We start from the raw sequence: 25,185 nt of genomic DNA on the forward strand, positions 1-25,185 counted from the left end.
GTTGCGATTGCTATAGTTGAAGCCACCAGACGCCGGCGCATTCAGGCAGCTGAATTAGCTTTTGCGCAGCTACTTTATTGGCTAACTCTTCGTCGAAGAAGAAGCGTGTCAACTCTTCAGCCTGCTCGGCATTGTCGAATTGATAGTCCATTCGAATCCATTTATGAGAGAAGCCATAATCCTTCTCTAATGCAGCATAATAGGGCTTCAGAAAGTCAGGAGGTGAGGGCTCTTCAAAGCCTGTGCCCATCGTCTCGAAAATAATAACCGTTCCGTTAGGCCTAAGCACCCGCTTTAATTCTTCTATAATCTCCCTGAGGTTTTGTTCCCATTCCGGTATACCCGTGTTTGTGGAGTAACAAATACTCCAGCCAGATACGATTAAATCGGCACTTTTATCTTCCAAAGGCAGGCTTCGATGATCAGCCACCTTTGTTGTCCAGTTCGTATGTCCGGCTTCTCTCAGCCTTTCCTCGTTCATACGCAGCATGTCCTGAAATGCATCAAGAGCAATAATCGTTTTTGCCTTGGCGGCAAGCACCGCAGTCAGCCTTCCTGTACCTGCACCAAGATCAACGATGTCTAATCCGCCGTATGGCCGTATTTCATCGATAATCTTATCCAAATCAGGCTGCTTGTCTATTAACTGATGATATTTGTCTGCTTCACTTGCATATATGGAATCATGGTCTGGCATTATTAATTCCTCCTCAGATCAAATGGCTTACACACAAACGATTATTCGTCTGGAAAAATGGCCCTTCTTAGCAACGCAGCGGTCCGCGATCGTTAAGCCGGCATCTGCAATCATATCATCGATCGTTTCTATTGTAATGACAATCACTTTGTCCGCAATACGACGAGCATGCTTCATAATAGAAAATTGCTCTTCAGGTGTTGTGTTGGAAAATAAGTTGTATGGCATATCAATAATAGCAACATCATATTTTTCTTCTATGTTAGCGATGTCTCCTAAAGTGACTACACCTTCAAAGTCAAAGTGTGCAATATTCTCGCGAGCCCCTCGTGCTATAAAATGATTAATATCACTGCCGACGATATCAATACCCATGGAGAGAGCTTCTACGAGCACTGTCCCGATACCGCAGCAAGGATCAATGGCTCTGATGCCCTTCGGATCAGGAACCGCGATATTAACGGCAGCCCTTGCTACGCGCGTGCTCAGTGCAATGGAGTAGCTGCGGGGCTTCTTCACATGGTCAAGCCAGATGGCTTTGCTTTTCATATATTTGCCGAAATACCATCGTCCTCCGAGCGTAATAATACCAAAAACATGATCCGGCTTACGCACATCCGCTACTCCGGTAATACGCATCCCAAGCTCACGTTCAATGACGCGCTGGTCATCATACTCTATTTTGTCGGCAGGAGCTAAATCATTCGTTTTTACAAATAGACATTTGAACGTTTCTTCACCCATGTTCATAGCCTCTACCTGATCCAGAACATGTGACAGCGTGTCTCCCTCATAAAACACCTCCACGCGTTCTCTCATAAAGGGACTCCGGCTAGGGTCAATAGCTATGCTGCTTTTTAATATATTACTGGGAGCCTCTGTACCAAAAAAAGAGCGCATCTCCAAGAAACACAATGATTGTTCATCCGCGCGGTAAGCATACGTATATATAAATGCTGGCTGTAGGCTCGTTGTATTCAAGCTTGTCCCATCCTTTATAGCTATATATTTAAGTTCCTCTCAAACCATATCCTTAAACGGCAACAATTGCAAAGTTAGGTCGGCTAGAGACTACGGATTGGATCGAATTGGTGTCAGTATGTAGAACGAGGCAGGACTGTCCATAGGCTGAACAACGATAGGAGCCCATTTGCCTGTAAAACGGAGTGCCACTTGCTCGCAATCAACAGAGCGCATAATATCAATCATATATTTTCCGTTAAAAAATAAAGTGAGGTGCTCTCCGAGAAACATCTCAAGCGGAACTTCTTCCATGACTTCGCCAATCTCGGCTGTTTTCGAGGATAATGCCATACTGCTGCTATTGCTTTCGTTTGTTTGTAATTTAATAACATGGTTTTTATCCGACAGTAAGGAGACCCGTTCTAATGCATGTAAAAAGGATTGGGAATCGACCGTTATATCCGTTGTATAACGATTTGGTGTTATTTTATCCATGGGTGGATAGACGCCATTTAGGAGAGAAAGCTGCATCGCTAGTCGGCTCGTTTTCAATTGAACCTTGTTCGATAAGAAGGAGATGGAGGTCGTTGCTTCTTCGTCATGAAGCATTTTCGAATATTCAAGTAAGTGTTTGCCAGGTATAACTACATGAGAGCTGCTGAACTTGTTCAGGGGATTAGCTATCACCGCTGTCCGAGAAGCCAGCCGTATGCCATCAGTTGCAATTAACGTGAGCTGATCCTCTGCAAACCTACAGGATACCCCAGTTAATACGGGCCGTGATTCAGAGGAGGAGATAGCGAACGAAACCTGCTTAATCCATCGTTTTAACAGTTTGTTGGGGAAAGAAAGGGTCTCTTTCTGATTAATAGCAGTCATTGGAGGATATTCATTGGGATCCATTCCGCTCAAATAATACTTCGCCTTACCGGCTTGGATACGAATACGTTTATTTTCTTCAGTGGCGATCTCAATCAGACCAGTCGAAAGGCCACGAACAATATCGATAAAATAGCGCGCTGGAACGATGATGCATCCCGGTTTCTGAACAATGACATCGGCTGCGTCGGGCGGGAGATTATATTGCAGCATCATGTCGCTGTTGCAAGCAGTAAACGTGATACCGCTATCGCTCGCTTGCAGCTTAATGCCTGTTAGAATGGGAGTGACGCTCTTGGAGGAAACGGCGGCCGCAACATGGGAAAGGGCATAGCTTACTAATTTCTGAGATACTTGAATGAACACTTCACTTCACCTATCCTTTCAGCCTATTCCTTCACTAAACCGGCATCTATAATCTCGCGCAGCACTTCAGATCTCGAACGACCTGTCGCTTTGCAGCGAGCCTCAATTTCGATCCACGTATCGCCAGGCAACGTTAGCGAGATCTTCTTCGTTTCACCGATGCCTTTCCTTCCGGCACCATCGCGGGGACCGCCTCTTGTAAACATTAAGCTAAGCTGTCCTTCATCGGTTGGTATATTAAGTTTTATTTTTTTGTCAGCCAAATGTATGCCTGCCTTCCAATTGAAATAGGTTACCTTAATCAAAAATAAGCTATCTTAACTGTAGCATACTCCATTATCTTTGGCAATCAATGGGAAGACCTGCCCTTTTCACAAAGTGTGGCGGTGCTATAGGTAGAAGCCCACTTGCTAAAATAGGTTTACTGCGATAAACTCAGTAGTATGAGGTTTACTGTGATAAACTTAAAGGGGAGAAATGAGTATGGAAACATATAAGCTGTATGATGCGGAGCATAAGTTTGTCAGCATCATTTGGGAAAATGAGCCTGTCAATTCAACGGAATTAGTACGGTTATGCCAGGAGCAGTTGGGCTGGAAGAAATCGACTACGTATACGGTGCTGCGGAAATTATGCGAACGGAATATTTTGCGGAATGAAAATGCAGTTGTCGTATCGTTAGTAAAGCGTGAGGAAGTACAGAAATTCGAAAGCGAAACCTTAATCGCCAAAACGTTCGGAGGCTCGCTGCCGCAGTTTCTCACTGCTTTTCTAGGCGAGAAAAAGCTCTCTCCGAAAGAAGCGAAGGAGCTGCAGCGTATTATTGAGGAGGCGGCCGAATGAATCAGCTGGAAGCTGTCTTTACAACTGTACTTAATATGAGCATAACGGCTTCATTTGTGGCAGTAGGTGTGATGGTGATTCGTCTGATCCTTAGAAAAGCTCCTAAAATCTATTCCTATGCACTGTGGTCTGCTGTTCTGGTCAGACTGATAACTCCTGTCACCTTCACAGCGGCCTTTAGCTTGTTTGGTTTATTGCATGTTGGCGGTCAGTCTGAGGCTGGTCAATTCGTCTATGTGCCTTATCAGATCGGACTTATGCAGCAGCCGGAAGTTGGTTTAGGGATGAATAGCCTGGGCGGTGGGAATTCCTTTAAGTGGTCACTGCCAGGCGCCGAAATTACGAATAGTATCAATCCTATGCAAATCGTGATGACGATAGCAAGCTTTATATGGGCTGCTGGTATTGCGGCACTGCTCTTGTACAGCATCATTTCCTATTTGAGAATCATGGTTAAAGTACGAACCGCTACTTGCATCAAGGATAATATTTACGAAACGGATCGTATTGCTGCCCCGTTTGTTTGCGGCTTTATTAAGCCTAAAATAGTTGTACCAGTGGGATTAAGCGAGAATGAGCTTCAATATATTTTAGTACATGAACAGACTCATATTCGAAGAAGAGATTATTTAGTCAAGCCTTTTGCTTATGCTCTCGTAATTGTTCACTGGTTTAATCCTCTTATGTGGCTGTCTTTCTCCAGCATGAGCAAGGATATGGAGATGTCATGTGATGAAAGTGTAATAAAGTCGATGGGCAGTGACATCAAATATAACTATTCACGCTCCTTGCTCTCCCTTTCAGTTGGCCAAAGCGGAGGACTGAAGGGAAGTCCTTTGGCATTTGGCGAGAGCCATATTAAATCTAGAATAAAAAACATTGTCCGGTACAAAAAACCTCGTGTGTGGGTGATTACACTTGCTTTAGCTGTAACAGCTGTGTTTATTGCTGCGCTTACGGCTAACCCTGTACAAGCGCCTGTTGAAGCAGGTGCACAAAAGGATAATCCGTCTATGATAAGAGAATTACTCGCCAAACGGACGCCATATGTAGGTGACTACAGCAAGGTTGTGGCGCTTATTGATGCGATGCCATTGCCATCTGGTATTATACGTGAGAAAGTAGAATTACAAACTTCAGCAGCACCGTATGAGATTAAAATTTCTTATAAGCTAAGCGACGCTAAGGTTCTAGAACCGAGTGTTGTGAGCGGCGAGTCCTTTTATCGCAATGCGGTTATTCAGTTCAGCCTGATAGACAACGTTGATCGAATTAGCTGCGTTATTGACGGTTATACCATAAGGAATGACCGTGAAATTAATTCATTTTCCTTCGATCGGGAGAACGCTGACAAAGCCTTCGGAAAGGATGTCCGGCAGTTTGCCAAGGATGAAGAGAGCTTCACGAGCTTTTTACACCAGGTGGAACAGCTCGAATATAAATAAGTACTCCAGTTATTAACAGCGAGTGTAGGGTTTAATTAAATGATATTAGAGCCATTTGTTTACTCTGACCTATCATCCGCGGACCTGGATGAGTTCGCTAGAGACGAGGTAGCCTACAATCTAATATTCCGCATAAGCGATGGGGATCAAGCCACTTGTCTTCACTCGACAAATAATCAACTGCTCTATGCTGGAAACACCGGTCATAATGCATGGCTGTGGGTTTCGAGTCTCGTTTCGCATGACGAGAAGAAAGGGATGCTGCAGCAATTAATTGAAGAGCTCGGCACCCTGAGTAGCAATCAACTGACTGGTATCAATGGAACACCTCATACTGCTGTCTTATTTGCAGAGCTGTATGGGGCAAAGCATAGATTAGCTTATCAAACCAATATGGGAATGGAAGCTTATTTTTGTCCAGAGGTGAAGAAACCGTCAGTGGTTAGAGGAGAGCTTCAGCAAGCGAAACCAGATCATGTTGCAATCATTGCTCAGTATTTAAGCGGCTTTGAGGAAGATGCTTTAGGCGTTATTGTTGATCCAGCTAGCCAGCTGCCAACTGCGGAGAGGTTTATTGCCACAGGCAACCTTTATATATGGGTAATAGAAGGTCAGCCGGTATCAATGGCTAATATTGCACATCGTTCCCCAAGGCATGCACGCATTAACGCCGTATATACGCCAACTGCTGAGCGTAAGCGTGGCTATGCTAGTGCAACTGTAGCTGCGTTATGTGAGCTGGTTGCTAATGAAGGCCTGACAGCCATGCTTTACGCTGATTTGAAAAATCCACATTCCAATAAGGTTTATCAAAATATCGGATTCGTTCCAAGCGGAAAAATTAGGGATATCAAATTTGACTAATAAAGGTCTATATGCTGATGGCTTTATTTTATTATCTATTATCGTTATACTTTCGTTAGTTGCTGCCTATATATCTTAAATAAAGGTAGCAAATGGCTGCAAGAGAGGATGATTCTAATGGATTTGTTATGGTCGTTGCTAATTGGCGGTATTATTGGTTGGCTAAGCGGTCTCATTGTTAAGCGGGACATTCCTGGAGGTATTATCGGAAACATTGTTGCAGGTTTTGTCGGTGCTTGGCTAGGTTCACTTATTCTAGGTGATTTTGGTCCAGACATCGCTGGCTTTTCACTTATTCCGTCTATCCTTGGATCCATTGCCGTTGTATTAATTTTAAGTGCTATCATACGTGGTAATAAACGATCTTAATTTTTGGAAAACCGCAAGTCAGGATATGAGCAAAAGAAAGAGGTTAAATCGCATGATGTTTTTAATCGGGGCTGTCACGGCAATTGTACTGATCTCGTATATCGTACTGAACTATTATCCGCCCTTGGGTAAAACATTGCCGAAGAAACGTCGGCAGCAATACAATCATTCTGCCCATTACGATAAAGGCAAATTCATCAATCTCATTCCGACAACAATGGACATGTCGATGAAGGAGAAGCTAATGCTGCTCGTTCAATTTGCACAAGGTAATCAGAAAGCGAAACCAGCAAAGCCGGTTACGGTTATGCCGCTTAGCGAGGATTACTACGACGAAATTAAGCAGCCTAAGCTGACTTGGTTTGGTCATTCCGCGGTTCTCATGCAGCTTGACGGGAAAACGATATTGCTAGATCCGATGCTTGGCAGAGCTCCATCCCCATTCCCGGGATTCGGCGGAAAACGCTTCAGCAGCAAGCTGCCTGTGGAGATCGAGCAGATGCCGTCGATTGATATGGTGCTTATCTCGCATGATCATTATGATCATCTGGATTATGGCTCAATCGTGAAGCTTAAAAATAAAGTGAAGCAGTTTCACGTCCCGCTTGGTGTTGGCGCCCATCTGGTGAGTTGGGGAGTTGATCCGAGCATAGTGGAAGAGCATGATTGGTGGGAAGAGTTCGAATATGAAGGACTAAGGCTGGCATGCACGCCGGCTAGACATTTTTCGGGCAGAAGCTTAATCCGCGATGTCACTTTATGGTGCTCCTGGGTCATTAGCGGGGCGGAGACGAAAGTCTTTTTTAGCGGTGACAGCGGTTATGGTCCTCACTTTAAAGAAATTGGCGCCAAATACGGACCCTTTGATCTAACGATGATGGAATGCGGCCAGTATGACGAACGATGGGCTGCAATCCATATGATGCCGGAAGAAACGGTGCAGGCACATCTGGATGTGAAGGGTAAAGTGTTAATCCCTATACATTGGGGTGCTTTCACACTTGCGATGCATGATTGGACCGACCCGGTTGAGCGCGCGGTAATGGCTGCTAAGCAGCATGAGACACGAATATCGACGCCGAAAATAGGAGAGACCGTTTTAATCGGCTCTCCCATATTTCCTTCTTCGGTATGGTGGAAATAAACATATGGGTTTACGAGCTTATGCCGCTAGAGGACACTTCAGTCGTTTGCGCATGTTATTTGCTTACAACTGTTACACGGCTTTTATCCCAACGCCAAATATGGCGATGGCCCTCCAGATGAACCCCGCCATACCATAGTTGAATGCCATTTAGGCTAACCCAGTCTAGATGGTTATTCACAGCTTGAACACCATGTTCGGTGAGTTGAACTCGGGTACGCAGGAAGTGTTCGGTTGAATCATTCAAGCCTGGGAATAGAGAATCACCCTCTATCGCTAATAAGGGATAATTTCCTTGTGTCATATGTTTTAAACAAAACCAGTACTGAATATCTCCCATGCCAAGCCGAATCAGCTTATCACTAGCTTGTTGAAACAAGGACAATGGCCTGTCTACGCCGCTAAGGAGAAGTTCAATTGTCGTTTGCTCAACAATTCCAAGCCCGTTCTGTAAAGAGGGGAATCGGTTTAGGTGAAGAAGGAAGGCATCATGCAGGAAGGGCAATGCCGATGTATCCTCCTGCAGCAGCGCTACAATTTCCTGAGGTGTAGATGAAGTATAGGCTTCCCAAGCTTTTTTGCCTAGCTGGAGCTGGTTTTGCTCTATTTTACGCCAAGTTCCCGCAAGAGAGGACAGCTGCTCTACGGATAATTGGCCTAAACCGTGAAAGGGCTCTTTTCCCGGGAAATGATCTAAGCTCAGTAGATAAAGCTGAGTTTTGCCTAAATCTTGTCCTTCAAACCAATGCAGCAAATAGCAGAGCATGGTCTGGTCGAATAGGTCATGCTCAAACCACAATACGACCTCATCATGCTGCTGGAAGGCTGCTAGTTGATGTTCTTGTAATTCCGAGGAGCGAAGCCATTCCAGATAAGGAATGCCCATTGCTTGCTCTAAATAGCTGCCTCTAACCGATCGGTGGTAAGGCAGATCCGATTGAACAAACACGGGCCCCTCCGAATAAATTTCTCTCCAGACGAGAATATCTCTGTCCACGCCACTTACTCTTAGATTATTTCCAACAGTGTCTCCGTTTACAATATGCAGCATTTAATTACCTCCCTGCTTGAATTAAAAGGTCACTAACCCCATAGCGCGTTTAGGACGGCTACAGCCGTTTACGCTTGACAAAAAAACACCTCGTCCGCAAAAGGGACGAAGTGTTAGCTCCGCGATTCCACCCGGATTCGGCAAAGTGCCGCACTCTATTGCTCATTAGATTACCTATATTTACTAGTGCAGTCAAGTATCAAATCATTGAAAGGGTAGTTGACAACTAGTTGCAAATGCATTATCTTTAATTTAAGATATTTTAATTGCAGCGAAACGGCAAACGAAGGGGGGATTAATATGGCGAAAAATACGCATAGTGATGCATTAGATCTCTACATTGCGCTATCAAGAGCCAGCCAGTGGGTAAGTGCTCATGCGGATCGGGATATTAGGAAGCAGGGCTTGAACCGTACGGAGTTTGGCGTTCTTGAGCTGTTATATCACAAGGGCCCTCAGCCGTTGCAGCAAATTGGCGAGAAGGTTCTTATGAGCAGCGGGAACATCACCTATGTTGTCGATAAGTTAGAGAAGAAGTGCTACGTACAACGCAGAGCTTCGACAGAAGATAGACGGTTGATCTATGCAGAAATAACGGAGAGCGGCTCAGCCTTTATCGATAAAATATTTCCAACACATGCAGATGTGATCGAGACTGCGACGAATGGTCTTACATTCGAAGAGAAGCATGTAGCAAGCCAGCTGTTGAAGAAGCTTGGCAAGTATGCGCAGGAGAATTATAAGTAGTTAGGCTTTAGGCGAAGTACACCAGCTGCTTATTTTTTTGAATAATATCTTTAAATTAAGATTCTTTATTCAAAGTTTATAGCAATGACTCGCTTGACCAAAATAAAAAAACGAAATTTGGAGGATGTTAGAAATGAGTATTGCATGGGGATTATTGATCGTTCGGTTAGTTGTAGGTTTATTGTTCGTAGGACATGGCGCGCAGAAGCTGTTTGGCTTATTCGGAGGCTACGGTCCAAAGGGAACTGGTGGATGGATGGAGTCGGTTGGCATTAAGCCGGGGGTGGCTATGGCAGTAGCTGCTGGACTAATGGAGTTCATCGGCGGAATATTGTTTGCAGTAGGATTATTAACACCACTTGCAGCCGTATTAATTGTTATTACGATGACAGGTGCCATTGCAAGCGTACATGGTAAAAACGGATTATGGGTCACCTCTAACGGCTATGAATACAACTTGGTATTAATTGCTGTGGCGATAGGCGTAGCATTAGTTGGAGCTGGAGAGTATTCGCTTGACGCCATCATAAACTAAGTCAAAAATAAGGAGAGTGGAAGATATGACAATACAAACGGCAGGCATTCACCATGTTACGGCTTTTGTAAAAAACCCGCAGCAAACCGCTGATTTCTATTCGGGTGTGCTAGGTCTTAGATTAATTAAGAAGACGATTAACTTTGATGCGCCTGAAGTATATCATCTCTATTTCGGGAATGAAATGGGCAGCCCGGGTACAATTATTACGTTCTTCCCTTGGGAAAATTCGCGTAAAGGCCGTGTCGGAGGCGGGCAGGTTGGATTCACAACCTATGTGGTCCCCGCAGTTGCATTTGATTTCTGGAAGGAACGGCTGGCTAAGCTAAAAATCGATGTGAACCAGACCTCACGATTTGGCGAGCAATATTTACAATTTGAAGACCCTGATGGCTTAAAGGTTGAAATCGTAGCTAGGGAAGAAGGGCCGGAGAGCAAGTGGTCGTTCGGCGGCGTAACAGCGGACAAAGCGATTAAAGGGTTTGGGGGAGCTATCCTTTACAGTACCGCACCTGAGGAAACGGGAAAGGTTCTAGTTGATGTAATGGGGCTTGAGCGTGTTGGTCAAGAGGGTGCTTATACGCGCTATAAAGCAACGGGAGATTTGGGTAACCTAATCGATGTCAATGTAGAGAAGATGGCGCCTGGGCAAGGCGGCTCAGGTACGGTGCATCATATTGCTTGGCGCGCCAAAGATTTCGAGGAGCATGAGCTTTGGAGGAGTCATGTCGCGCAAAGTGGATTTGAGCCTACACCGATTATTGACCGCCAATATTTTAATGCGATTTATTTCCGTGAAGCGGGCGGTATTTTATTCGAAATTGCGACGGATCCACCGGGTTTTGCGCGTGATGAAGAGTTAGAGCTGTTAGGGGAAAAGCTCATGCTTCCTGAATGGTATGAGAAGCATCGCACACAAATTGAGCAATTATTAGCGCCTTTTGAGGTAAGAGTGCTAGAGGAGGATAAATAATGAAACATATATTCAATAAAGGAACTGATCTTAACGCGCCGGTGCTACTGCTTCTGCATGGTACTGGAGGTACGGAGCGGGATCTGCTGCCACTAGCCGATCGTGTTTCACCTGCTTCATCCGTGCTCAGTGTAAGAGGAAACGTGCTTGAGAACGGAATGCCACGTTATTTCCGCAGACTGGCAGAGGGCGTCTTTGATATCGAGGATTTAATATTACGTACAAAAGAATTGCATGATTTCTTGGACGATGCAGCAGAGGAATATGGCTTTGACCGCAGCAACATCGTTGCAATCGGCTATTCCAATGGTGCGAATATAGCGGCGAGCCTTTTGTTCCACTACAAGGATACACTTCGTGGAGCGATTCTCCATCATCCGATGGTGCCTATCCGCGGGGTGGAGCTACCAGATTTGACAGGCGTGCCTTGCTTCATTGGCGCAGGCTCGAACGATCCGTTATGTACGCCTCAAGAGACGGAGGACTTAAAGAAATTGTTAACTGCAGCGGGTGCGCCCGTAACGGTACATTGGGAAAAATCGGGTCATCAGCTGACTAGCTCAGAAGTTGAAGAAGCATCAGCTTGGTTCGCAGAAACTTTTTAAAATTATAAGAATTTATAAGTTTCATACCTATAGTATGCTTATACTTCACCGCGAAACGAGCTTTGCCGCCAAAGACGGCGACAGCCTATGAGTTATTAATCCGAGAGGGGTGAAGCCAGTGATAACGATTGATCCTACGAGCCAGACTGTACAGGAAAACTATAAGCTGCTGATCGGCAGTATTATCCCTAGACCAATCGCATTTGTGTCGACTCTGTCGAAGGGTGGCGTGCTGAATGCGGCTCCTTTCAGCTTTTTTAATATCGTTACGGCTAATCCGCCTATGGTCTCCATTTCTGTTCAGCGCAAGCAAGGGGCTTTGAAGGATACAGCGAGGAATGCCATCGAGAGAGGTGAGTTTGTCGTCCATATATCGGATGATACGTATATTGAGGCAATCAATCAGACTGCAGCGATGCTGCCTCCGGATGAGAGCGAGGTTGAATTAGCCCAATTGACGCCCATCCCCAGTGATATCGTAAGCGTTCCAGGCATAGCCGAAGCAAGAATCCGAATGGAATGTGTATTGGAGCAAGCGCTGCAGCTCGGCGGGACGGAGGGGTCGCCTGCATGTGATCTTCTAATTGGCAGGGTCGTGCGCTTTCATCTGAATGAATCCTTATACGAGAACGGTCGCATTAATGCGAAGACGCTGGCACCGGTTAGCCGTCTTGCGGGCAATGATTATGCTAAGCTTGGCGAGATGTTCACGATAGAACGTCCTGTATAATAGTGGAATAAAGGGAGGGCTTTCGCTTATATTCAAGCGAAAGCCCTCCCTTCGTATTGGATCTATACGAGCCTTTTACGAATGGCTCCGGAAATCAGCTGGCATCCACTTTTATATTTGCACGAGCAGCAAAATGATGGAAGATAAGCATAAGCATGTACTAACTAAGCAAAGAACCATAACGACTTGCTTCGTATTAAGACCAGCCCGCAGTAAACGGTAATGAGCTTGGCTTGCGTCCGCTTGATAGATCGCCTGGCCTTTCATCATACGCTTGATAACGACAAATATATTGTCGAAGATCGGCACGCCGAGCGCCAATATCGGGATAAACAACGAGATGACCGTTGCTTGCTTGAAAGCACCATCCAAGGCAATTACCGCTAAAATAAAGCCGAGAAACGTTGCCCCCGCATCGCCCATAAATATTTTGGCTGGAGGCTTATTGTAACGCAAGTAAGCGAGTGTAACGCCAACTAAAATGATGGCCATAATAGCAGAGTTGGTTTGTCCTTTGGCTATCGCCACAACGCATAAAGTAGCAGCGGAAATCGCGGAAAGCCCTCCTGCAAGTCCATCCATGCCATCCGAAAAGTTAATAACAGTCGTAACGCCGAATATCCATAAAATCGTTAGAATAAATTGCAAAACAACAGGAAGAACGACATATTGATCAGAAAGCGGATTATAAAATCCAGTAAAGGAAATGCCAGATGCGTAAACGATAACGGCTGCGGATATTTGAACGATAAATTTCGGCAGGGAAGGGAAGTCCTTGCCCTTCGTCTTATACCAATCATCAACCGTTCCAATGATCAATAGAAGTACTCCACCGGCAAATATAGCTCCTGTCTGAAGAGAGAAATCTCTTGTAACCGCTAAATAGGTAACAAAAAAGCCAATAAAAATAACGTAGCTCGCAGTAAGCGGAATAGGTTCTCGATGTAATTTCCGTTCAACATTTTTTCTAGGCTTGTCCACAAAATCAAGTCGGAATGCCAGCTTGCCAAATGGAGGGATTAATAAATATACGATTGTAAAAGACAGAATTAAGGATAAAGCGAATAAAATAATAGTCACCACCGTTTGTATGATAATAAAACGAGTTCAACAAAATTATACATCTTTGAACGGGAATTTGTCGATTCAAGGATGAAAAGTGAATGAATATTAATTTTCTATTGCTTTTTGATGAGCAGAATAGGGACAATAAAATTAAGCTGAAGGAGTGATAGGTATGTGGCTGGATTGTGCGATTATTGGCGGAGGACCGGCGGGCTTGAATGCTGCGCTAGTGCTGGGGAGATCAAGGAGAGTTGTTATTTTGTTTGATCATAACAAGCCTAGAAATGCAGTTACACAGGAGTCTCATGGGTTTATTACAAGAGATGGAATCTATCCAAAGGAGTTTCGCAGCTTGGCCCATCAGGATATCGCCAAATACCCTTCCGTTACAATAAAGCCGGATAAGGTGACGGAAATCAAGCCGAACGCTGCTGGTTTTCAGCTTATGACGAGCAATGGCGTACAGTTTCAGGCACGATCAATTATTTTAGCCACAGGACTAAAGGAAATATTGCCTACGGTACCTAGAGTTCATGATTTTTACGGAAGAAGCTTGTTCAGCTGTCCGTATTGTGATGGTTGGGAGCTTCGCGATAAGCCGCTGGTCATTATTTCAGAAAACGCGCATGCGGATCATCTGGCTAAAATCGTCTATAATTGGAGCAAGGATATACTCGTTTGCACCAATGGAGCGAACAGCTTAAATGCCGAGCAAATCGGTCTTTTGAGCCGGAAGGGTGTGCAGGTGAATCATCAGCGAATAAAGAAGCTTGTTGGCGAGAATGGCTTCCTCAGAAGCATTGTGTTTGAAAATAACAGTGAAGTGCGGCGGGAAGGTGGCTTTGTATCCCCGCAATGGGACCATGCGGCTCCTTTTGGCGAAGCTTTGGGCTGTGTGATGACTGATGCTGGCGGTATTGTCACCGACGACCTCGGACGCACCAGCATAAGAGGAATATACGCAGCCGGCGATGCCTCTATTATAGCGCCTGCACAGCTCGTTATCGCCGCTGGTGAGGGCAGCAAGGCTGCTATTGGCGTCAATACAGATCTAACGAATCAAGATTTCGGAAGGTAGGATAGCTTTGAAAATCGATCGTTTACTGGCAATGACAATTCTGCTGTTAAATCGCGGGCGAATCAGTGCAAAGGAATTAGCGGACCGGTTTGAAGTTTCAACGAAAACCATTTACCGTGACATGGATACATTAAGCCAGTCCGGTATTCCTATATTTGCTCAACAAGGCACCTCGGGCGGCTTCGAGATTATGGAGCATTACACCATTTCGCGTCAGTATTTGACGTTTGCGGAAATATCGTCGATTATCGCCGCAGTAAAAGGCCTGAGTGCCGCTTTGGACGATAAAACGTTTGCGAGTCTGCATGATAAGGTTAATGCATTATTAAATAAGTCGGACAAACGACAAACTGCGCAGCAAGGGGAAGGGATCATGTTTGATCTGAATCCTTGGGCACAGGGGCCCGCTGCGCGTAATAAAGTGAATCTCTTTAAGCAAGCTATTGAGCAAACGCAAAAAGTGACGATGAGCTACATCAATATGAACGGCACGGAAACGGAGCGCGTAGTCGAGCCGTATCAGTTGATTTTGAAAGGGAATGTTTGGTACATACAAGGGTATTGTACGCTGCGTGAAGAGTTTCGTGTTTTTCGTATATCGCGTGTGCAGCAGCTTGTGTTACATATAGATACTTTCGAGAGACGCCAAACGCCCTCATTAGATGGGTACTCATGGGAGTCGGGATGGATCGGGAAAACGGAAGTCGATGTTGTTATGATTTTCCGGCCGCAGGTGCGTTACCGAGTTGGCGATTCGTTTCATCCGGACCAAGTAACCATTTTGGAGGACGGCTCTATGCGTGTGGAGGGGTCCTTTGCGCTGGACGATTGGTTCTATGGTATGCTTCTCAGCTATGGGGATAATGTAAAGGTTGAGCAACCGGCAGAAGTAGCTGAACAGATTATAGAGCGTGCGAAAAATATTATTAAGCGATATAACTAGGCGTAATCCACTGGCGCCGTCCTCTAACGGCACAAGCTTGTTTCGTGGTGAATAGTAGACAGCGTATAAGAATGAATCTTTTACTTTCCTATATTTGAACTAAGACAGACAGATGTCCACTTTCCAATCGTACAATGAGATCAAACGATGGTGAAGGAGACGATAATGTGAATAGAAACTTTATAATAAAGCCAGCAATCGAAATAATGGGTGTAAGTGTACGGACGACAAATGAGCAGGAGATGGGCCCGGATGGACAGCTGTCGATGCTTTGGAATACATATTTTCAAAGCGGTATTGCAGAGCGGATACAAGCGAGTAATCCGCATCTGATCTATGCGTTGTATACGAACTATGAATCTGACGCTTCCGGGGCGTATACGGTTATTCTGGGGCATGAGCTGGGCGATCAGCACAATCCGCAGTCTCTGGAAGGTCTAGAGCATACCATCATTCCTGAAGCAAAATATATGATATTTAGAACGAAGCGAGGCCCAGTATTTGAAGTGGTCGCGAACGAATGGAAGCAGATATGGTCTTTTTTTGAAGACTCCAAGGTTGAGAGAGCGTACTCCGGTGATTTTGAGCTTTATGACGCTCGCGAGTTTGATCCGAATGACGCGGAGATCGATATTTATATTGCGATAAAATAAGGAAAGACTATTATGAAGGCTTCAAACAACTCACTTTAACAACAGAAGGGCAGTCCCAGAGTCAATCGACAACTGGGGCTGCCCTTCATCTATAAGAAGATAATTATTGTTCTTCTTCTCTATAATCCTGGACCAAAATTTCGAGCTCACCCGTTACCGAGTCGATGACAAAGCCATGAACCGGAATATCCTTCGGGAAAAGGGGATGCTTACGGATCATTTTAACGCTATGCATGACGCCTTCTTCGGCGCTGCTGAAGCCTTTTAGAAACTTCTCCATACGTATGCCTGAGTTCTCAAGCGTCTGAATGGTTTGCGGATCAATACCATGTTCTGAGAATTTATCGACCATTGCTTTCGCATCCAGATTGGTCATACCGCAGCCATGATGACCGATGACAAGCACTTCACGTGCATTAAGCTCGTACACCGCTACTAAAATACTACGCATCGCGCTGCCAAACGGTTGGGTTAAAATCGCACCCGCATTTTTAATAAACTTGGCGTCGCCATTTTTGATGTTTAACGCTTTTGGCAGCATCTCAGAGAGTCTAGTATCCATGCATGTAAGAATGGCTATTTTCTTATCAGGGTATTTGTCAGTTAAGTAGGCTTCATATTGCTTTTCTTCGACAAATTGTTTGTTAAACTCCATTATACGCGGAACGATGGACATATGAATTCCTCCCCAGCTTATTGCTTTCTATCTATATATTTATATTATTCATAGATTTGGGGGGATAGTCAATTAGATTGGACATGTCAATTTTTATTGTAAATCGCCGATTTTATTGTAATCGGACTGGCATTTGGAGAATGCGATCGCATATCGCATCCGCATCCTCCCGATCATGTGTAACGAGAATCGACGTAATTTTTGCCTGATCGAGTATTTCTTTTAATTGCTCGCGTATGCTGCTCTTCATGTCGGCATCCAGATTGCTGAAAGGCTCATCCATTAGCAATAGATACGGTTTCGGTGCCAAAGCGCGAGCAAAGGCTGCTCGCTGCTGTTGCCCTCCGCTCAGCTCATGCGGAAATCGTTTTCCATAATCTTGAAGACGGACCAGCTCCAGCATTTCACCCAATCGCTCGACTCTTTCTTTTCTAGATAAACGATGCAAACCGAACAAAATATTTTGTGCAACGGTCAAATGTGGAAATAAGGCATAATCTTGAAAAACCATGCCGACGCCACGCCGTTCCGGAAGTGTGAAATGCCGGGAATCGACCATCACGATACTGTTGATGGCAATACTTCCTGACGTGGGTGTCTCCAGTCCAGCAATTAACCGCAACAAAGTGCTTTTTCCGCAGCCGCTTTGTCCCAGTACGCCAACGGTTTCTCCCTTATCCATGTGCAAGCTGAAATTTTCTATGACATTCCCGCTTGCATTGGAATACTGATACGTAACATCTGACAACTCAACAAAAGTCATTTTGAATGCTTCTCTCCTAACCAATGATAGAATAAGACCGAAATTACTCCGACCGCAATTATAAGTAGTGACGGAATGGAAGCCTGATGAATTTGCTCATCACTGGCATACTGATACGCCTTCGTAGCCAATGTTTCGAAATTGAAAGGCCGAAGCAACAGAGTGAGCGGCAATTCCTTCATTATTTCCATGAATACGAGAATGAATCCAGTAAATATAGCCCCTTTAATGATTGGAAAATCGACTTTAAAAAAAGTAAATGTTATTCCTCTGCCAAGCATACGAGACGCTTCAGAATAGCGGTTGCCTGTTTTTTCGAATCCTGCCTCTACCGCATTAAAGCCTACGGAAAGAAAACGGATGATGTAAGCAAATACGAGCATAACAATTGACATCGTGAGCACCAGCTTGCCGGCACCCCATCCCAGCTTCTCATAAACGCCTGCCAGCTGCTTATCGATAGAGATGAATACAGCAAGCACGCCTATGGAAAGAACAGCTCCTGGAATCGCATAACCCATAGATATTATTTTGGTCATAACAAGCGTGAAGGTGGAACGTTCCAATCTACTCACGTTAGCTGCTATCACTGCGAACACCATTAATATCGAAATCGTCACGAACGAAATGAACAGCGAATTCCCGATCAGCTTCAAAAAAGTTGCGTTCAAAACGTCGCTATACGTCCATTTGGCCCAAACTGCCATTTGCCACACCGGAATAAAAAACGACAACGAGAAGATGAGCGCACTGAATACAAAAACTGCAAATGCGGCAAGACCCCGCAGTTTTCTTCGCTGCAGCGGATTCGTTTTGCTCGTCGGTGTACTGTATTTTCTGCGCCTGCGCAGCAGCCTCTCCACAATGAACAACAAGGTTATAAAGCTCATCAGCAATGCTGCCAGACGAATGGCTGAATCCACATCACTCATGCCAAACCAGGTTTTGAAAATGGCGGCTGTAAACGATTGAATGCCAAAATGCTTCGTTACTCCATAGTCATTCAACACCTCAAAGGCGACAAGGCTTGCCCCCCCGACTATTGCAGCCTGCGACAGCGGAAGCACGACTCTTACAAAAATATAAAAAGGATTTTTGCCGAGCAGCCTTGCATTGTCGATGAATGAAGCACTCTGCTTCTCCAAAAACGATTTCGTAATTAAATACACGTATGGAAACAAAAACATCGTAAAAATAAAAATAGCGCCCTTCATGGACATAATATCAAAATAAGCTTGATCGACCGTCCAGCCAAGCTTATTTCGCATAAAGGATTGTATGCTCCCTGTATAGCTGAGCATCGAGCCATACGTATACGCCCCGATATAGGGTGGAATCGCGAGAGGTAGCACAAATGCCCAGGCGAAAAAACGTCTCAGCGGGAAATCATACGCCGCAACGAGCCAAGCAAGCGTGACGCCGATCATGACCGTAAACGTCACCGTTCCAATTACGAGCCAAAGTGATTGCACCGCATAATCCGCAAGCATATACGTCTTGATGTGCTCCCAATTTTCATTCGGTTTACGCATAAGCCCGAACAAAATATAAAGAGACGGAAGAAGGACCAAAAAGGTCCCTATTCCGCTCAATATGATCCAGCCATTAAGCTTCCGTTTGAAATCTCGTTGTAAGGAAGACCGAAACATGTTTATTTCCAGCCTGCCTTATTCATCAGCTCAGTCGCTGTTTTGTTATGCTCGCCAAGCGCAGCAAAGTCGATTTGCTGCGTTTTGAACTCGCCCCACTCTTTCAACAGATCGGGTGTCTCTGCCTCAGCATTAACCGGAAACTCGAAGCTGCCTTGCGTCAGCATCGTTTGTCCCTCTTTGCCTGTAACAAATTCAATGAGCTTAATAGCGTTGTCCTTGTTTTTCGCATGTGCTGTAAGTCCAATACCGCTAATATTTATATGTGTGCCGGTTGTACTTTGATTCGGGAAGAAGACGCCAATGTTATTAGCAACCTTCACTTCTTCTGCATCTTTAGAAACGAGCATCTGTCCTACATAGTATGTGTTCATAATAGCGACATCGCCGACCTTAGCAGCGATTGCTTTGGCTTGGTCACGATCACCACCATCAGGGTCGCGAGATAGGTTAGCTACAATTCCCTTAGCCCATTCCTCGGCTTGCTGTTCCCCATTCAATTCAATGAAGGAAGCAAGTAAGGATTGGTTGTACAAGCTCGAAGAAGAACGCACGAGTACTTTGCCTTTCCATTTGTCGCTTGCCAAGTCCTCATAGGTGGAAAGTTGATCAGGAGTGACTCTGTCCTTCGCATATACGATAACACGCGCACGTGTGGCCATTCCCACCCAGTTGCTATCTTTATCACGTAGTGCTTCCGGAACGTTGGCATGAATAACATCAGATACAATCGGCTGAAGTACACCGTTTTCCTTCGCATATTGCAATACGCCGCCGTCAACTGTAATAAACAAATCTGCTTCGGAGCTTTCGCCCTCACGCTTCAGACGCTCGACCAGTTCTTCAGCCGTGCCTTTAATTTCATTCACTTTAATGCCTGTTTGTTTCTCGAATTCATCGAAGATTTGGCTGTCTATGTCATAGTGTCTTGCAGTATACACATTAACAACCTGCTCTTTGCCGCTGTTTGAATTTTCTTTTTCGGAGTTCGTGTTAGTTGGTGCTTCTGTTGCTGGAGTGTTTGTCTGCTTGCCGCTGCTGTTATTGTTAGCGCCACAGCCCGAAAGAACAAGCACCATCATTAGTGTGAAGGCAAGCATACCTACTATGTATTTTTGTCTCATTTGAAACGTCCTCTCATTTCTTGAATTGTGATAATGAATATCATTACCAGCTTTATTGTAGCGAATGAAAATGAGAAAACGCTGTGAAAATAAAAAAAATTCATTTCTCATCAAATAAGCTACGTAACAAGCGGGAGCGCAATTGTCACCGCCGTTCCTTCATTTTCTTTGCTTTGAATAGAGATAGAGCCTCTGTAGCCTTCACTGAGCCGCTTCGCGATTGATAAGCCAAGCCCATAACCGCCTAGCTCGCCGCCTCTAGATTTGTCCACGCGATAAAAGCGATCCCATATGAAGGGCAGGTTTTGCTCAGGTATGCCAATGCCATAATCAATAATGTGGAGGAGAGCCTGTCCATTACGAAGCTCCCCGCTCAAACGTATCGTTTTGCTTTCTCCCGAATATTTCACGGCATTGTCCAGCACAATGAGCAGTATTTGCTCCAAGTGTTGACTTGAAACGGCGATTTTAACATTCCATAGCGAGTCTATTCCGACCTCAAATTGGAAGGATGGATGCAGCAAGACTACATTTCTCATGATGCGCAGTATTTCCTCTTGAGGATGCACTTCTTGCGAAATATTATCTAGGCTTATCTGTTCCGCTCTCGTTAAGGAAAGCAGCTCCTGCACAAGTCCTTTTAACCGTGACAGCTCCTGTACGGACACCTGCAATGAATCGTTTAAGACAGTAGGGTCCTGCTTTCCCCAGCGCTGCAGCATAACCATATGCCCCTCTAAAATAGCAATAGGAGTGCGAAGCTCGTGCGAAGCATCTTCAACAAACTGACGCTGCTGATTAAAGGATCGTTCAACTTGATCCATCATTTCATTAAACATTTTCATGAGCATATCTATTTCGTCCTGCGAACCATTCAGCTGCATTCGCTCTTGCATCCCGTTCTTACTCACATTTCTGATCGTTTCATTCATCGATTGAAGCGGCTTGAGCAATTGTCTTGCAAGCAGCCATCCTCCCAAACCGCTTAGAAATACAGCTCCGAGACAGCATAGGATCATAATCTGAGAAAATGCAGATATCAGCTTCGCAAAAACCTCCATGCTCTTCACAATTTCAACGGTTCCGTTAAATTGAAAAATCGTAAGCGGACTTCTCAAGATTAGCATGTTATCGTGTACAAATTGTGTATCAGCTTTCCCTTTCATGGTCTCCTCATGAGATTCTAGCCAGTTATTGGGCAGTTCATCGGAAACGACGATAATCGGTTGGCCATTTTCATCCCGTATGCGTATAAGCTGATTTTGTTGATTCACTTTTTCCAGGTAATTACGAATTTGAGTGTATTCCGTTTCTTCGAAAGTAAATTCCTTCTCCAGCAAGTAGTTCAATATTTCACGCATATCCTGTTGCGTACTCATTTCCTCTTGCTTGATCATCCATTTCTCAATGAATATATATTGAACAGTGTTGTAAGCAGCAAACAGAAAAAACAACAATAAAGCTGACCATAAAGTCAGCTTCCATTTGATCGGCATTTTAGAATTGGTTAAGGAGAATCGTCTCTTTATCATTTGCGCATTACATAACCAATGCCGCGTACCGTTTGGATGCAGCTGGTTTCCCCCGGAACATCGATTTTATTGCGCAAATATCGCACATAGACATCCACCACATTCGTATCGACAGCGGCATCAAATCCCCATACCGTATCGAGCAAAGTCTCGCGTGACAGCACTCGATTCGTGTTTCTCATAAACGACTCCAACAACGCGTATTCCCGCTTCGTTAGATCGATTACTTGCTTCCCTTTAGTGACGATTCTTGCATCTCCATCAATGGTTAGCTCTTGAAACGTAAGTAATGTTCGTTGTTGCTCTGCCGTTCCTTCTTGTCTGCGGAACACGACGCGAATTCGAGCCAGCAGCTCCTCAATGGCAAAGGGTTTCGGAATATAATCATCTGCTCCACTGTCTAGACCCGCTACTAGGTCCGTAACGCTGTCTCTTGCCGTTATCATAATAATCGGCGTTTGCTTGACCTCGCGTATTTGTCGGCAAACCTCAGTTCCGTCCATTTGGGGCAGCATGAGATCTAATAAAACGAGATCAAAACTTTCCTTAAGAGCGAGATCTAGTCCCGTCTTTCCATCCAATACGGTTACTACGTCAAAAGATTCATGCCGAAGCTCCAGCTCAATAAAGCGCGCTAAATTTTTTTCATCCTCTATGAGCAAAATCCGTTTCATCCGTCGCCCGCCTCTATAAAATTACATCCGATAATATGTAAGTATCATTACTATCATATTTGATAATCGTTCTCAAGGTCAAATGCAAAATAGAACAAAAAATCCGCGTGTTATAAAATGAATCGATAGGCGTATAGCAGGGCAGACGAAATAAAGAAAACCCCAGCACTAGGTAAGTGCAGGGGGCGATGCAATCATTATTGCGGATTAGTCGTCCAAATACCTGCGGATTTCAGAAATACGCGATTAGGCAGTTTTAGTGTGGCTAGGACAAGTTCAGCAACATCCTCCGCTTGCATCATTCGATCTTCGTCTCCAATTTTCAATCCAGCGTTTTGAGCAAGCTCCGTATTTACCGTGCTTGGCATGAGTGCTGTGACTCGAATGTTTGACTTGCGCACCTCTTGCATAAGTGCCTCAGTTAAGCCTTGAACAGCGAATTTAGAGGCGCAATAGGCCGATCCTGTTGCAAAGCCTTTCTCTCCTGCAGTTGAAGAGATGTTGATGATGCTGCCGCCGCTTTGTGCAAGCATGGTTGGCAATATGGCGCGTGTAACATAGTATGTACCCATTACATTGGTTTGAATAATGCTCTCCCATTGCTCAGGGTCCATTTCAAGAACGGTTCCGAAAGCTGCGATTCCCGCATTATTAATGAGAATATCCACTGTACCAAGGCTCTTGGAAAGAGCAGCTACAGCTTGATCGACTTCGGCCTTAATGGACACATCAGCTGTTGCGATACTTACATTGATTCCATACATAGACGTTAGGTCACCTTGCAGTGCCTCCAAATCGGAACTGGTTCTTGCGATCAATCCTAGGTTTACGCCTTCAGCAGCTAACGCAGTGGCAACAGCCCTGCCGATTCCCTTACCAGCGCCAGTGATGATAGCTGATTTGTTTTTTAAATCCATATGTTTCTCTCTCCTTTAGAAGTGTGATTTTACTGAGTGATTATAAGCAAACATGAATCGCCCTAGACTGCGTTAAGCAAATGTCTGCGGTATAAGTTATTATTAGTCTATATAAAACGAAAAGCAAGTCGTGCAATAAAGCAATATAGCTAACAATTGTATACGTAAGGAGTCGTTTGCAGTGGGAAATCAGCATTTCAAAGAGACAGTAGAGTTAACATTAAAGGTAATAGGTGGAAAATGGAAGCCGGTTATTTTATGCCATTTGACAGATGGAACCCATCGATTCGGAGAGCTGAAACGAGAAATGCCAGATATTACACATAAAATGCTCACTCAGCAGCTTCGCGAATTAGAACAAGATGCGATCATCGATCGCAAGGTGTTTACGCAAGTGCCTCCAAAGGTAGAGTATTCCTTAACGGAATACGGTTTATCCGTCAAAGGGCTCCTTAATGTCATGTCGGAGTGGGGAGAACAACACCAGGAGCGTTGTAAGCAGGAGATACAATAAAGCTAACCATTCACTTTTCATAGTTACCAAATGGGTACTACGTTACATGAAAGTGCGTACTTTCTTTTTGGACTGTCAATGTCTAATATTAGGCGTGTCAGTTAAACCCAAACTATAAGGAGTGAACATAATATTATGAAATTGCAATTAGCGTTAGATCTTGTTGATATCCCTACAGGCATACAATTGGTGAAGGAAATCGAGTCTTATATCGACGTCGTCGAGATCGGTACACCCATCGTAATTAACGAAGGACTGCATGCAGTCAAAGCAATGAAAGAAGCATTCCCGAACCTTACCGTGCTTGCCGATCTTAAAATTATGGATGCAGGCGCCTATGAAGTGATGAAGGCCTCGGAAGCTGGTGCGGACATTATTACAATACTAGGTGTTGCAGAGGATATGTCCATTCAGGGCGCAGTCGAAGAAGCTAGAAAGCAAGGTAAGCAAGTGCTGGTCGATATGATCGCTGTCAAAAATTTAGCAGAACGCGCTGCCCAGCTCGATGCGCTTGGCGTTGATTATATTTGTGTCCATACGGGCTATGATCTTCAAGCTGTTGGACAAAATTCCTTTGAGGATTTGCGTACAATCAAGGGCGTTGTGAAAAACGCAAAGACGGCAGTAGCTGGTGGTATTAAGCTCAGTACACTTCCGGAGGTTATTAAAGCAAACCCTGATCTTGTTATTGTGGGTGGAGGCATTACAGGACAAACGGATATAAAAGCGACAGCGGCGGAAATGCAGCAATTAATTCTACAAGGATAGTGGTCGGCATGAAAACGAGCTTTTATATAACGGCTATTATAAATGAGATAAATAAGATTAAAAGTAATCTAAGTGATGAGCAGACGGAGAGGATTGTCGATAGTATTGCTGGCGCGCGACGGATTTTCGTTGCCGGAGCAGGGCGATCCGGCCTTATGATGCGAGCCTTTGCTATGCGGATGATGCACCTTGGGCTGGATGTTTATGTGGTAGGCGAGACAGTAACTCGAACGATAGAGCAAGGTGATCTGCTTATCATTGGGACAGGGTCTGGAGAAACCAAGTCACTTATTTCTATGGCAGACAAAGCAAGAAGCATAGGGGCAGACGTTGTCGCTTTAACGATTTTTCCAGAATCGACGATTGGACAATTAGCGAACATTATCGTTCAACTGCCTGGTGCGCCAAAGGATAAGGCAGATCATGATGAGAGATCTATCCAACCGATGGGATCACTCTTCGAACAAACGCTGCTGCTTGTGTGTGATGCTGTTATTTTGCGGCTGATGGAGAAGCAGGACTTAACCGGAACGAGCATGTATGGCAACCATGCAAATCTAGAGTAAGTAATAATAAAAGCAGACAATTCCTCAAAGGGTTGTCTGCTTTCTTAGTTTT

29 protein-coding genes are annotated in these 25,185 nt (G+C 44.7%); 16 read left to right on the forward strand and 13 right to left on the reverse strand.

What is annotated here, in order from left to right; all coding sequences use genetic code 11:
- Window positions 1–10: 10 nt before the first annotated feature.
- The 4 genes from AC0YN7_RS11050 to AC0YN7_RS11065 all read right to left on the reverse strand — a co-directional run bounded on the left by AC0YN7_RS11050 (window position 11) and on the right by AC0YN7_RS11065 (window position 3,168).
- Window positions 11–697 (reverse strand): class I SAM-dependent methyltransferase, encoded by a 687-nt coding sequence (locus tag AC0YN7_RS11050; protein ID WP_475810038.1) that lies wholly within the window; start codon window positions 695–697, stop codon window positions 11–13.
- A 27-nt stretch (window positions 698–724) separates the two neighbouring features.
- Window positions 725–1,678 (reverse strand): TRM11 family SAM-dependent methyltransferase, encoded by a 954-nt coding sequence (locus AC0YN7_RS11055; protein ID WP_475810039.1) that lies wholly within the window; start codon window positions 1,676–1,678, stop codon window positions 725–727.
- Window positions 1,679–1,768: 90 nt separating this feature from the next.
- Window positions 1,769–2,905 carry a DNA polymerase III subunit beta gene (gene dnaN, locus AC0YN7_RS11060; protein WP_475810040.1) on the reverse strand — a complete coding sequence of 379 codons (1,137 nt, stop codon included), beginning with the start codon at window positions 2,903–2,905 and terminating at the stop codon, window positions 1,769–1,771.
- Window positions 2,906–2,928: 23 nt separating this feature from the next.
- Entirely contained in the window at window positions 2,929–3,168 is a 240-nt protein-coding gene (locus tag AC0YN7_RS11065; RefSeq protein ID WP_475810041.1) for a ribbon-helix-helix protein, CopG family, read from the reverse strand.
- A 220-nt stretch (window positions 3,169–3,388) separates the two neighbouring features.
- Here AC0YN7_RS11065 and AC0YN7_RS11070 point away from each other — a divergent pair, with 220 nt between their 5' ends.
- From AC0YN7_RS11070 to AC0YN7_RS11090, 5 genes are all read left to right on the forward strand, one after another.
- Window positions 3,389–3,748 (forward strand): BlaI/MecI/CopY family transcriptional regulator, encoded by a 360-nt coding sequence (locus tag AC0YN7_RS11070; RefSeq protein WP_475810042.1) that lies wholly within the window; start codon window positions 3,389–3,391, stop codon window positions 3,746–3,748.
- Window positions 3,745–5,193, forward strand: coding sequence for a M56 family metallopeptidase (locus AC0YN7_RS11075; protein ID WP_475810043.1), 1,449 nt, complete (start codon window positions 3,745–3,747; stop codon window positions 5,191–5,193). The genes AC0YN7_RS11070 and AC0YN7_RS11075 overlap by 4 nt, the downstream gene beginning before the upstream one ends.
- A gap of 39 nt (window positions 5,194–5,232) precedes the next feature.
- Entirely contained in the window at window positions 5,233–6,057 is an 825-nt protein-coding gene (locus AC0YN7_RS11080; protein ID WP_475810044.1) for a GNAT family N-acetyltransferase, read from the forward strand.
- A 117-nt stretch (window positions 6,058–6,174) separates the two neighbouring features.
- On the forward strand, window positions 6,175–6,426 hold the full coding sequence (locus tag AC0YN7_RS11085) for a GlsB/YeaQ/YmgE family stress response membrane protein (RefSeq protein ID WP_475810045.1): 252 nt from the start codon (window positions 6,175–6,177) through the stop codon (window positions 6,424–6,426).
- A 52-nt stretch (window positions 6,427–6,478) separates the two neighbouring features.
- The gene (locus AC0YN7_RS11090; RefSeq protein ID WP_475810046.1) at window positions 6,479–7,570 is read left to right on the forward strand and encodes an MBL fold metallo-hydrolase; all 1,092 of its coding nucleotides are present in this window, start codon (window positions 6,479–6,481) and stop codon (window positions 7,568–7,570) included.
- Between the two features lie 55 nt (window positions 7,571–7,625).
- On the opposite strand, the gene AC0YN7_RS11095 is transcribed toward AC0YN7_RS11090, so the two are convergent.
- Entirely contained in the window at window positions 7,626–8,621 is a 996-nt protein-coding gene (locus AC0YN7_RS11095; RefSeq protein ID WP_475810047.1) for a DUF1835 domain-containing protein, read from the reverse strand.
- A 300-nt stretch (window positions 8,622–8,921) separates the two neighbouring features.
- On the opposite strand from AC0YN7_RS11095, the gene AC0YN7_RS11100 reads away from it, so the two are divergent.
- The 5 genes from AC0YN7_RS11100 (at window position 8,922) to AC0YN7_RS11120 (ending at window position 12,211) form a co-directional block, all read left to right on the forward strand.
- The gene (locus AC0YN7_RS11100; RefSeq protein ID WP_475810048.1) at window positions 8,922–9,368 is read left to right on the forward strand and encodes a MarR family winged helix-turn-helix transcriptional regulator; all 447 of its coding nucleotides are present in this window, start codon (window positions 8,922–8,924) and stop codon (window positions 9,366–9,368) included.
- Between the two features lie 133 nt (window positions 9,369–9,501).
- Window positions 9,502–9,903, forward strand: coding sequence for a DoxX family protein (locus tag AC0YN7_RS11105; RefSeq protein WP_475810049.1), 402 nt, complete (start codon window positions 9,502–9,504; stop codon window positions 9,901–9,903).
- Window positions 9,904–9,928: 25 nt separating this feature from the next.
- On the forward strand, window positions 9,929–10,876 hold the full coding sequence (locus tag AC0YN7_RS11110) for a VOC family protein (RefSeq protein WP_475810050.1): 948 nt from the start codon (window positions 9,929–9,931) through the stop codon (window positions 10,874–10,876).
- The gene (locus AC0YN7_RS11115) at window positions 10,876–11,481 is read left to right on the forward strand and encodes an alpha/beta hydrolase (RefSeq protein ID WP_475810051.1); all 606 of its coding nucleotides are present in this window, start codon (window positions 10,876–10,878) and stop codon (window positions 11,479–11,481) included. Before AC0YN7_RS11110 ends, AC0YN7_RS11115 begins: the two co-directional genes overlap by 1 nt.
- 118 nt (window positions 11,482–11,599) lie before the next feature.
- Window positions 11,600–12,211, forward strand: coding sequence for a flavin reductase family protein (locus tag AC0YN7_RS11120; RefSeq protein ID WP_475810052.1), 612 nt, complete (start codon window positions 11,600–11,602; stop codon window positions 12,209–12,211).
- 111 nt (window positions 12,212–12,322) lie between these two features.
- Here the strand turns inward: AC0YN7_RS11120 and AC0YN7_RS11125 are convergent, their stop codons facing one another.
- The gene (locus tag AC0YN7_RS11125) at window positions 12,323–13,282 is read right to left on the reverse strand and encodes an MraY family glycosyltransferase (protein ID WP_475810131.1); all 960 of its coding nucleotides are present in this window, start codon (window positions 13,280–13,282) and stop codon (window positions 12,323–12,325) included.
- Window positions 13,283–13,448: 166 nt separating this feature from the next.
- Between AC0YN7_RS11125 and AC0YN7_RS11130 the strand changes: the two genes are divergently transcribed.
- The 3 genes from AC0YN7_RS11130 (at window position 13,449) to AC0YN7_RS11140 (ending at window position 15,950) form a co-directional block, all read left to right on the forward strand.
- Window positions 13,449–14,354 (forward strand): NAD(P)/FAD-dependent oxidoreductase, encoded by a 906-nt coding sequence (locus AC0YN7_RS11130; RefSeq protein WP_475810053.1) that lies wholly within the window; start codon window positions 13,449–13,451, stop codon window positions 14,352–14,354.
- Between the two features lie 7 nt (window positions 14,355–14,361).
- On the forward strand, window positions 14,362–15,297 hold the full coding sequence (locus AC0YN7_RS11135; protein ID WP_475810054.1) for a helix-turn-helix transcriptional regulator: 936 nt from the start codon (window positions 14,362–14,364) through the stop codon (window positions 15,295–15,297).
- 167 nt (window positions 15,298–15,464) lie between these two features.
- Window positions 15,465–15,950 carry a GyrI-like domain-containing protein gene (locus tag AC0YN7_RS11140; RefSeq protein WP_475810055.1) on the forward strand — a complete coding sequence of 162 codons (486 nt, stop codon included), beginning with the start codon at window positions 15,465–15,467 and terminating at the stop codon, window positions 15,948–15,950.
- 103 nt (window positions 15,951–16,053) lie between these two features.
- On the opposite strand, the gene AC0YN7_RS11145 is transcribed toward AC0YN7_RS11140, so the two are convergent.
- The 7 genes from AC0YN7_RS11145 to AC0YN7_RS11175 all read right to left on the reverse strand — a co-directional run bounded on the left by AC0YN7_RS11145 (window position 16,054) and on the right by AC0YN7_RS11175 (window position 23,285).
- On the reverse strand, window positions 16,054–16,626 hold the full coding sequence (locus AC0YN7_RS11145; RefSeq protein WP_475810056.1) for a beta-class carbonic anhydrase: 573 nt from the start codon (window positions 16,624–16,626) through the stop codon (window positions 16,054–16,056).
- Between the two features lie 112 nt (window positions 16,627–16,738).
- Window positions 16,739–17,389 (reverse strand): ABC transporter ATP-binding protein, encoded by a 651-nt coding sequence (locus tag AC0YN7_RS11150; protein WP_475810057.1) that lies wholly within the window; start codon window positions 17,387–17,389, stop codon window positions 16,739–16,741.
- Window positions 17,386–19,038 (reverse strand): ABC transporter permease, encoded by a 1,653-nt coding sequence (locus tag AC0YN7_RS11155; RefSeq protein ID WP_475810058.1) that lies wholly within the window; start codon window positions 19,036–19,038, stop codon window positions 17,386–17,388. The genes AC0YN7_RS11150 and AC0YN7_RS11155 overlap by 4 nt, the downstream gene beginning before the upstream one ends.
- Before the next feature lie 2 nt (window positions 19,039–19,040).
- Window positions 19,041–20,162: a Fe(3+) ABC transporter substrate-binding protein gene (locus AC0YN7_RS11160; RefSeq protein WP_475810059.1), complete on the reverse strand. Its 1,122-nt coding sequence runs from the start codon at window positions 20,160–20,162 to the stop codon at window positions 19,041–19,043.
- 119 nt (window positions 20,163–20,281) lie between these two features.
- The gene (locus AC0YN7_RS11165; protein WP_475810060.1) at window positions 20,282–21,694 is read right to left on the reverse strand and encodes a HAMP domain-containing sensor histidine kinase; all 1,413 of its coding nucleotides are present in this window, start codon (window positions 21,692–21,694) and stop codon (window positions 20,282–20,284) included.
- Entirely contained in the window at window positions 21,691–22,368 is a 678-nt protein-coding gene (locus AC0YN7_RS11170) for a response regulator transcription factor (RefSeq protein WP_475810061.1), read from the reverse strand. Before AC0YN7_RS11170 ends, AC0YN7_RS11165 begins: the two co-directional genes overlap by 4 nt.
- 197 nt (window positions 22,369–22,565) lie before the next feature.
- Entirely contained in the window at window positions 22,566–23,285 is a 720-nt protein-coding gene (locus AC0YN7_RS11175) for a 3-ketoacyl-ACP reductase (RefSeq protein WP_475810062.1), read from the reverse strand.
- A 181-nt stretch (window positions 23,286–23,466) separates the two neighbouring features.
- Here AC0YN7_RS11175 and AC0YN7_RS11180 point away from each other — a divergent pair, with 181 nt between their 5' ends.
- The 3 genes from AC0YN7_RS11180 (at window position 23,467) to hxlB (ending at window position 25,133) form a co-directional block, all read left to right on the forward strand.
- On the forward strand, window positions 23,467–23,799 hold the full coding sequence (locus AC0YN7_RS11180; RefSeq protein ID WP_475810063.1) for a winged helix-turn-helix transcriptional regulator: 333 nt from the start codon (window positions 23,467–23,469) through the stop codon (window positions 23,797–23,799).
- A gap of 135 nt (window positions 23,800–23,934) precedes the next feature.
- Entirely contained in the window at window positions 23,935–24,567 is a 633-nt protein-coding gene (hxlA, locus tag AC0YN7_RS11185) for a 3-hexulose-6-phosphate synthase (protein ID WP_475810064.1), read from the forward strand.
- Between the two features lie 8 nt (window positions 24,568–24,575).
- On the forward strand, window positions 24,576–25,133 hold the full coding sequence (hxlB, locus tag AC0YN7_RS11190; protein ID WP_475810065.1) for a 6-phospho-3-hexuloisomerase: 558 nt from the start codon (window positions 24,576–24,578) through the stop codon (window positions 25,131–25,133).
- Window positions 25,134–25,185: the final 52 nt, after the last annotated feature.

It is taken from the genome of Paenibacillus sp. J31R122 (assembly GCF_056269185.1).

Bases quoted from the DNA above. Each gene is read 5' to 3' on its own strand.
- AC0YN7_RS11050 (WP_475810038.1), bottom strand. From the start codon at position 697: ATGCCAGACCATGATTCCATATATGCAAGTGAAGCAGACAAATATCAT.
- AC0YN7_RS11070 (WP_475810042.1), top strand. From the start codon at position 3,389: ATGGAAACATATAAGCTGTATGATGCGGAGCATAAGTTTGTCAGCATC.
- AC0YN7_RS11075 (WP_475810043.1), top strand. From the start codon at position 3,745: ATGAATCAGCTGGAAGCTGTCTTTACAACTGTACTTAATATGAGCATA.
- AC0YN7_RS11080 (WP_475810044.1), top strand. From the start codon at position 5,233: ATGATATTAGAGCCATTTGTTTACTCTGACCTATCATCCGCGGACCTG.
- AC0YN7_RS11085 (WP_475810045.1), top strand. From the start codon at position 6,175: ATGGATTTGTTATGGTCGTTGCTAATTGGCGGTATTATTGGTTGGCTA.
- AC0YN7_RS11090 (WP_475810046.1), top strand. From the start codon at position 6,479: ATGATGTTTTTAATCGGGGCTGTCACGGCAATTGTACTGATCTCGTAT.
- AC0YN7_RS11095 (WP_475810047.1), bottom strand. From the start codon at position 8,621: ATGCTGCATATTGTAAACGGAGACACTGTTGGAAATAATCTAAGAGTA.
- AC0YN7_RS11100 (WP_475810048.1), top strand. From the start codon at position 8,922: ATGGCGAAAAATACGCATAGTGATGCATTAGATCTCTACATTGCGCTA.
- AC0YN7_RS11105 (WP_475810049.1), top strand. From the start codon at position 9,502: ATGAGTATTGCATGGGGATTATTGATCGTTCGGTTAGTTGTAGGTTTA.
- AC0YN7_RS11110 (WP_475810050.1), top strand. From the start codon at position 9,929: ATGACAATACAAACGGCAGGCATTCACCATGTTACGGCTTTTGTAAAA.
- AC0YN7_RS11115 (WP_475810051.1), top strand. From the start codon at position 10,876: ATGAAACATATATTCAATAAAGGAACTGATCTTAACGCGCCGGTGCTA.
- AC0YN7_RS11130 (WP_475810053.1), top strand. From the start codon at position 13,449: ATGTGGCTGGATTGTGCGATTATTGGCGGAGGACCGGCGGGCTTGAAT.
- AC0YN7_RS11145 (WP_475810056.1), bottom strand. From the start codon at position 16,626: ATGTCCATCGTTCCGCGTATAATGGAGTTTAACAAACAATTTGTCGAA.
- AC0YN7_RS11150 (WP_475810057.1), bottom strand. From the start codon at position 17,389: ATGACTTTTGTTGAGTTGTCAGATGTTACGTATCAGTATTCCAATGCA.
- AC0YN7_RS11155 (WP_475810058.1), bottom strand. From the start codon at position 19,038: ATGTTTCGGTCTTCCTTACAACGAGATTTCAAACGGAAGCTTAATGGC.
- AC0YN7_RS11160 (WP_475810059.1), bottom strand. From the start codon at position 20,162: ATGAGACAAAAATACATAGTAGGTATGCTTGCCTTCACACTAATGATG.
- AC0YN7_RS11165 (WP_475810060.1), bottom strand. From the start codon at position 21,694: ATGATAAAGAGACGATTCTCCTTAACCAATTCTAAAATGCCGATCAAA.
- AC0YN7_RS11170 (WP_475810061.1), bottom strand. From the start codon at position 22,368: ATGAAACGGATTTTGCTCATAGAGGATGAAAAAAATTTAGCGCGCTTT.
- AC0YN7_RS11175 (WP_475810062.1), bottom strand. From the start codon at position 23,285: ATGGATTTAAAAAACAAATCAGCTATCATCACTGGCGCTGGTAAGGGA.
- hxlA (WP_475810064.1), top strand. From the start codon at position 23,935: ATGAAATTGCAATTAGCGTTAGATCTTGTTGATATCCCTACAGGCATA.
- hxlB (WP_475810065.1), top strand. From the start codon at position 24,576: ATGAAAACGAGCTTTTATATAACGGCTATTATAAATGAGATAAATAAG.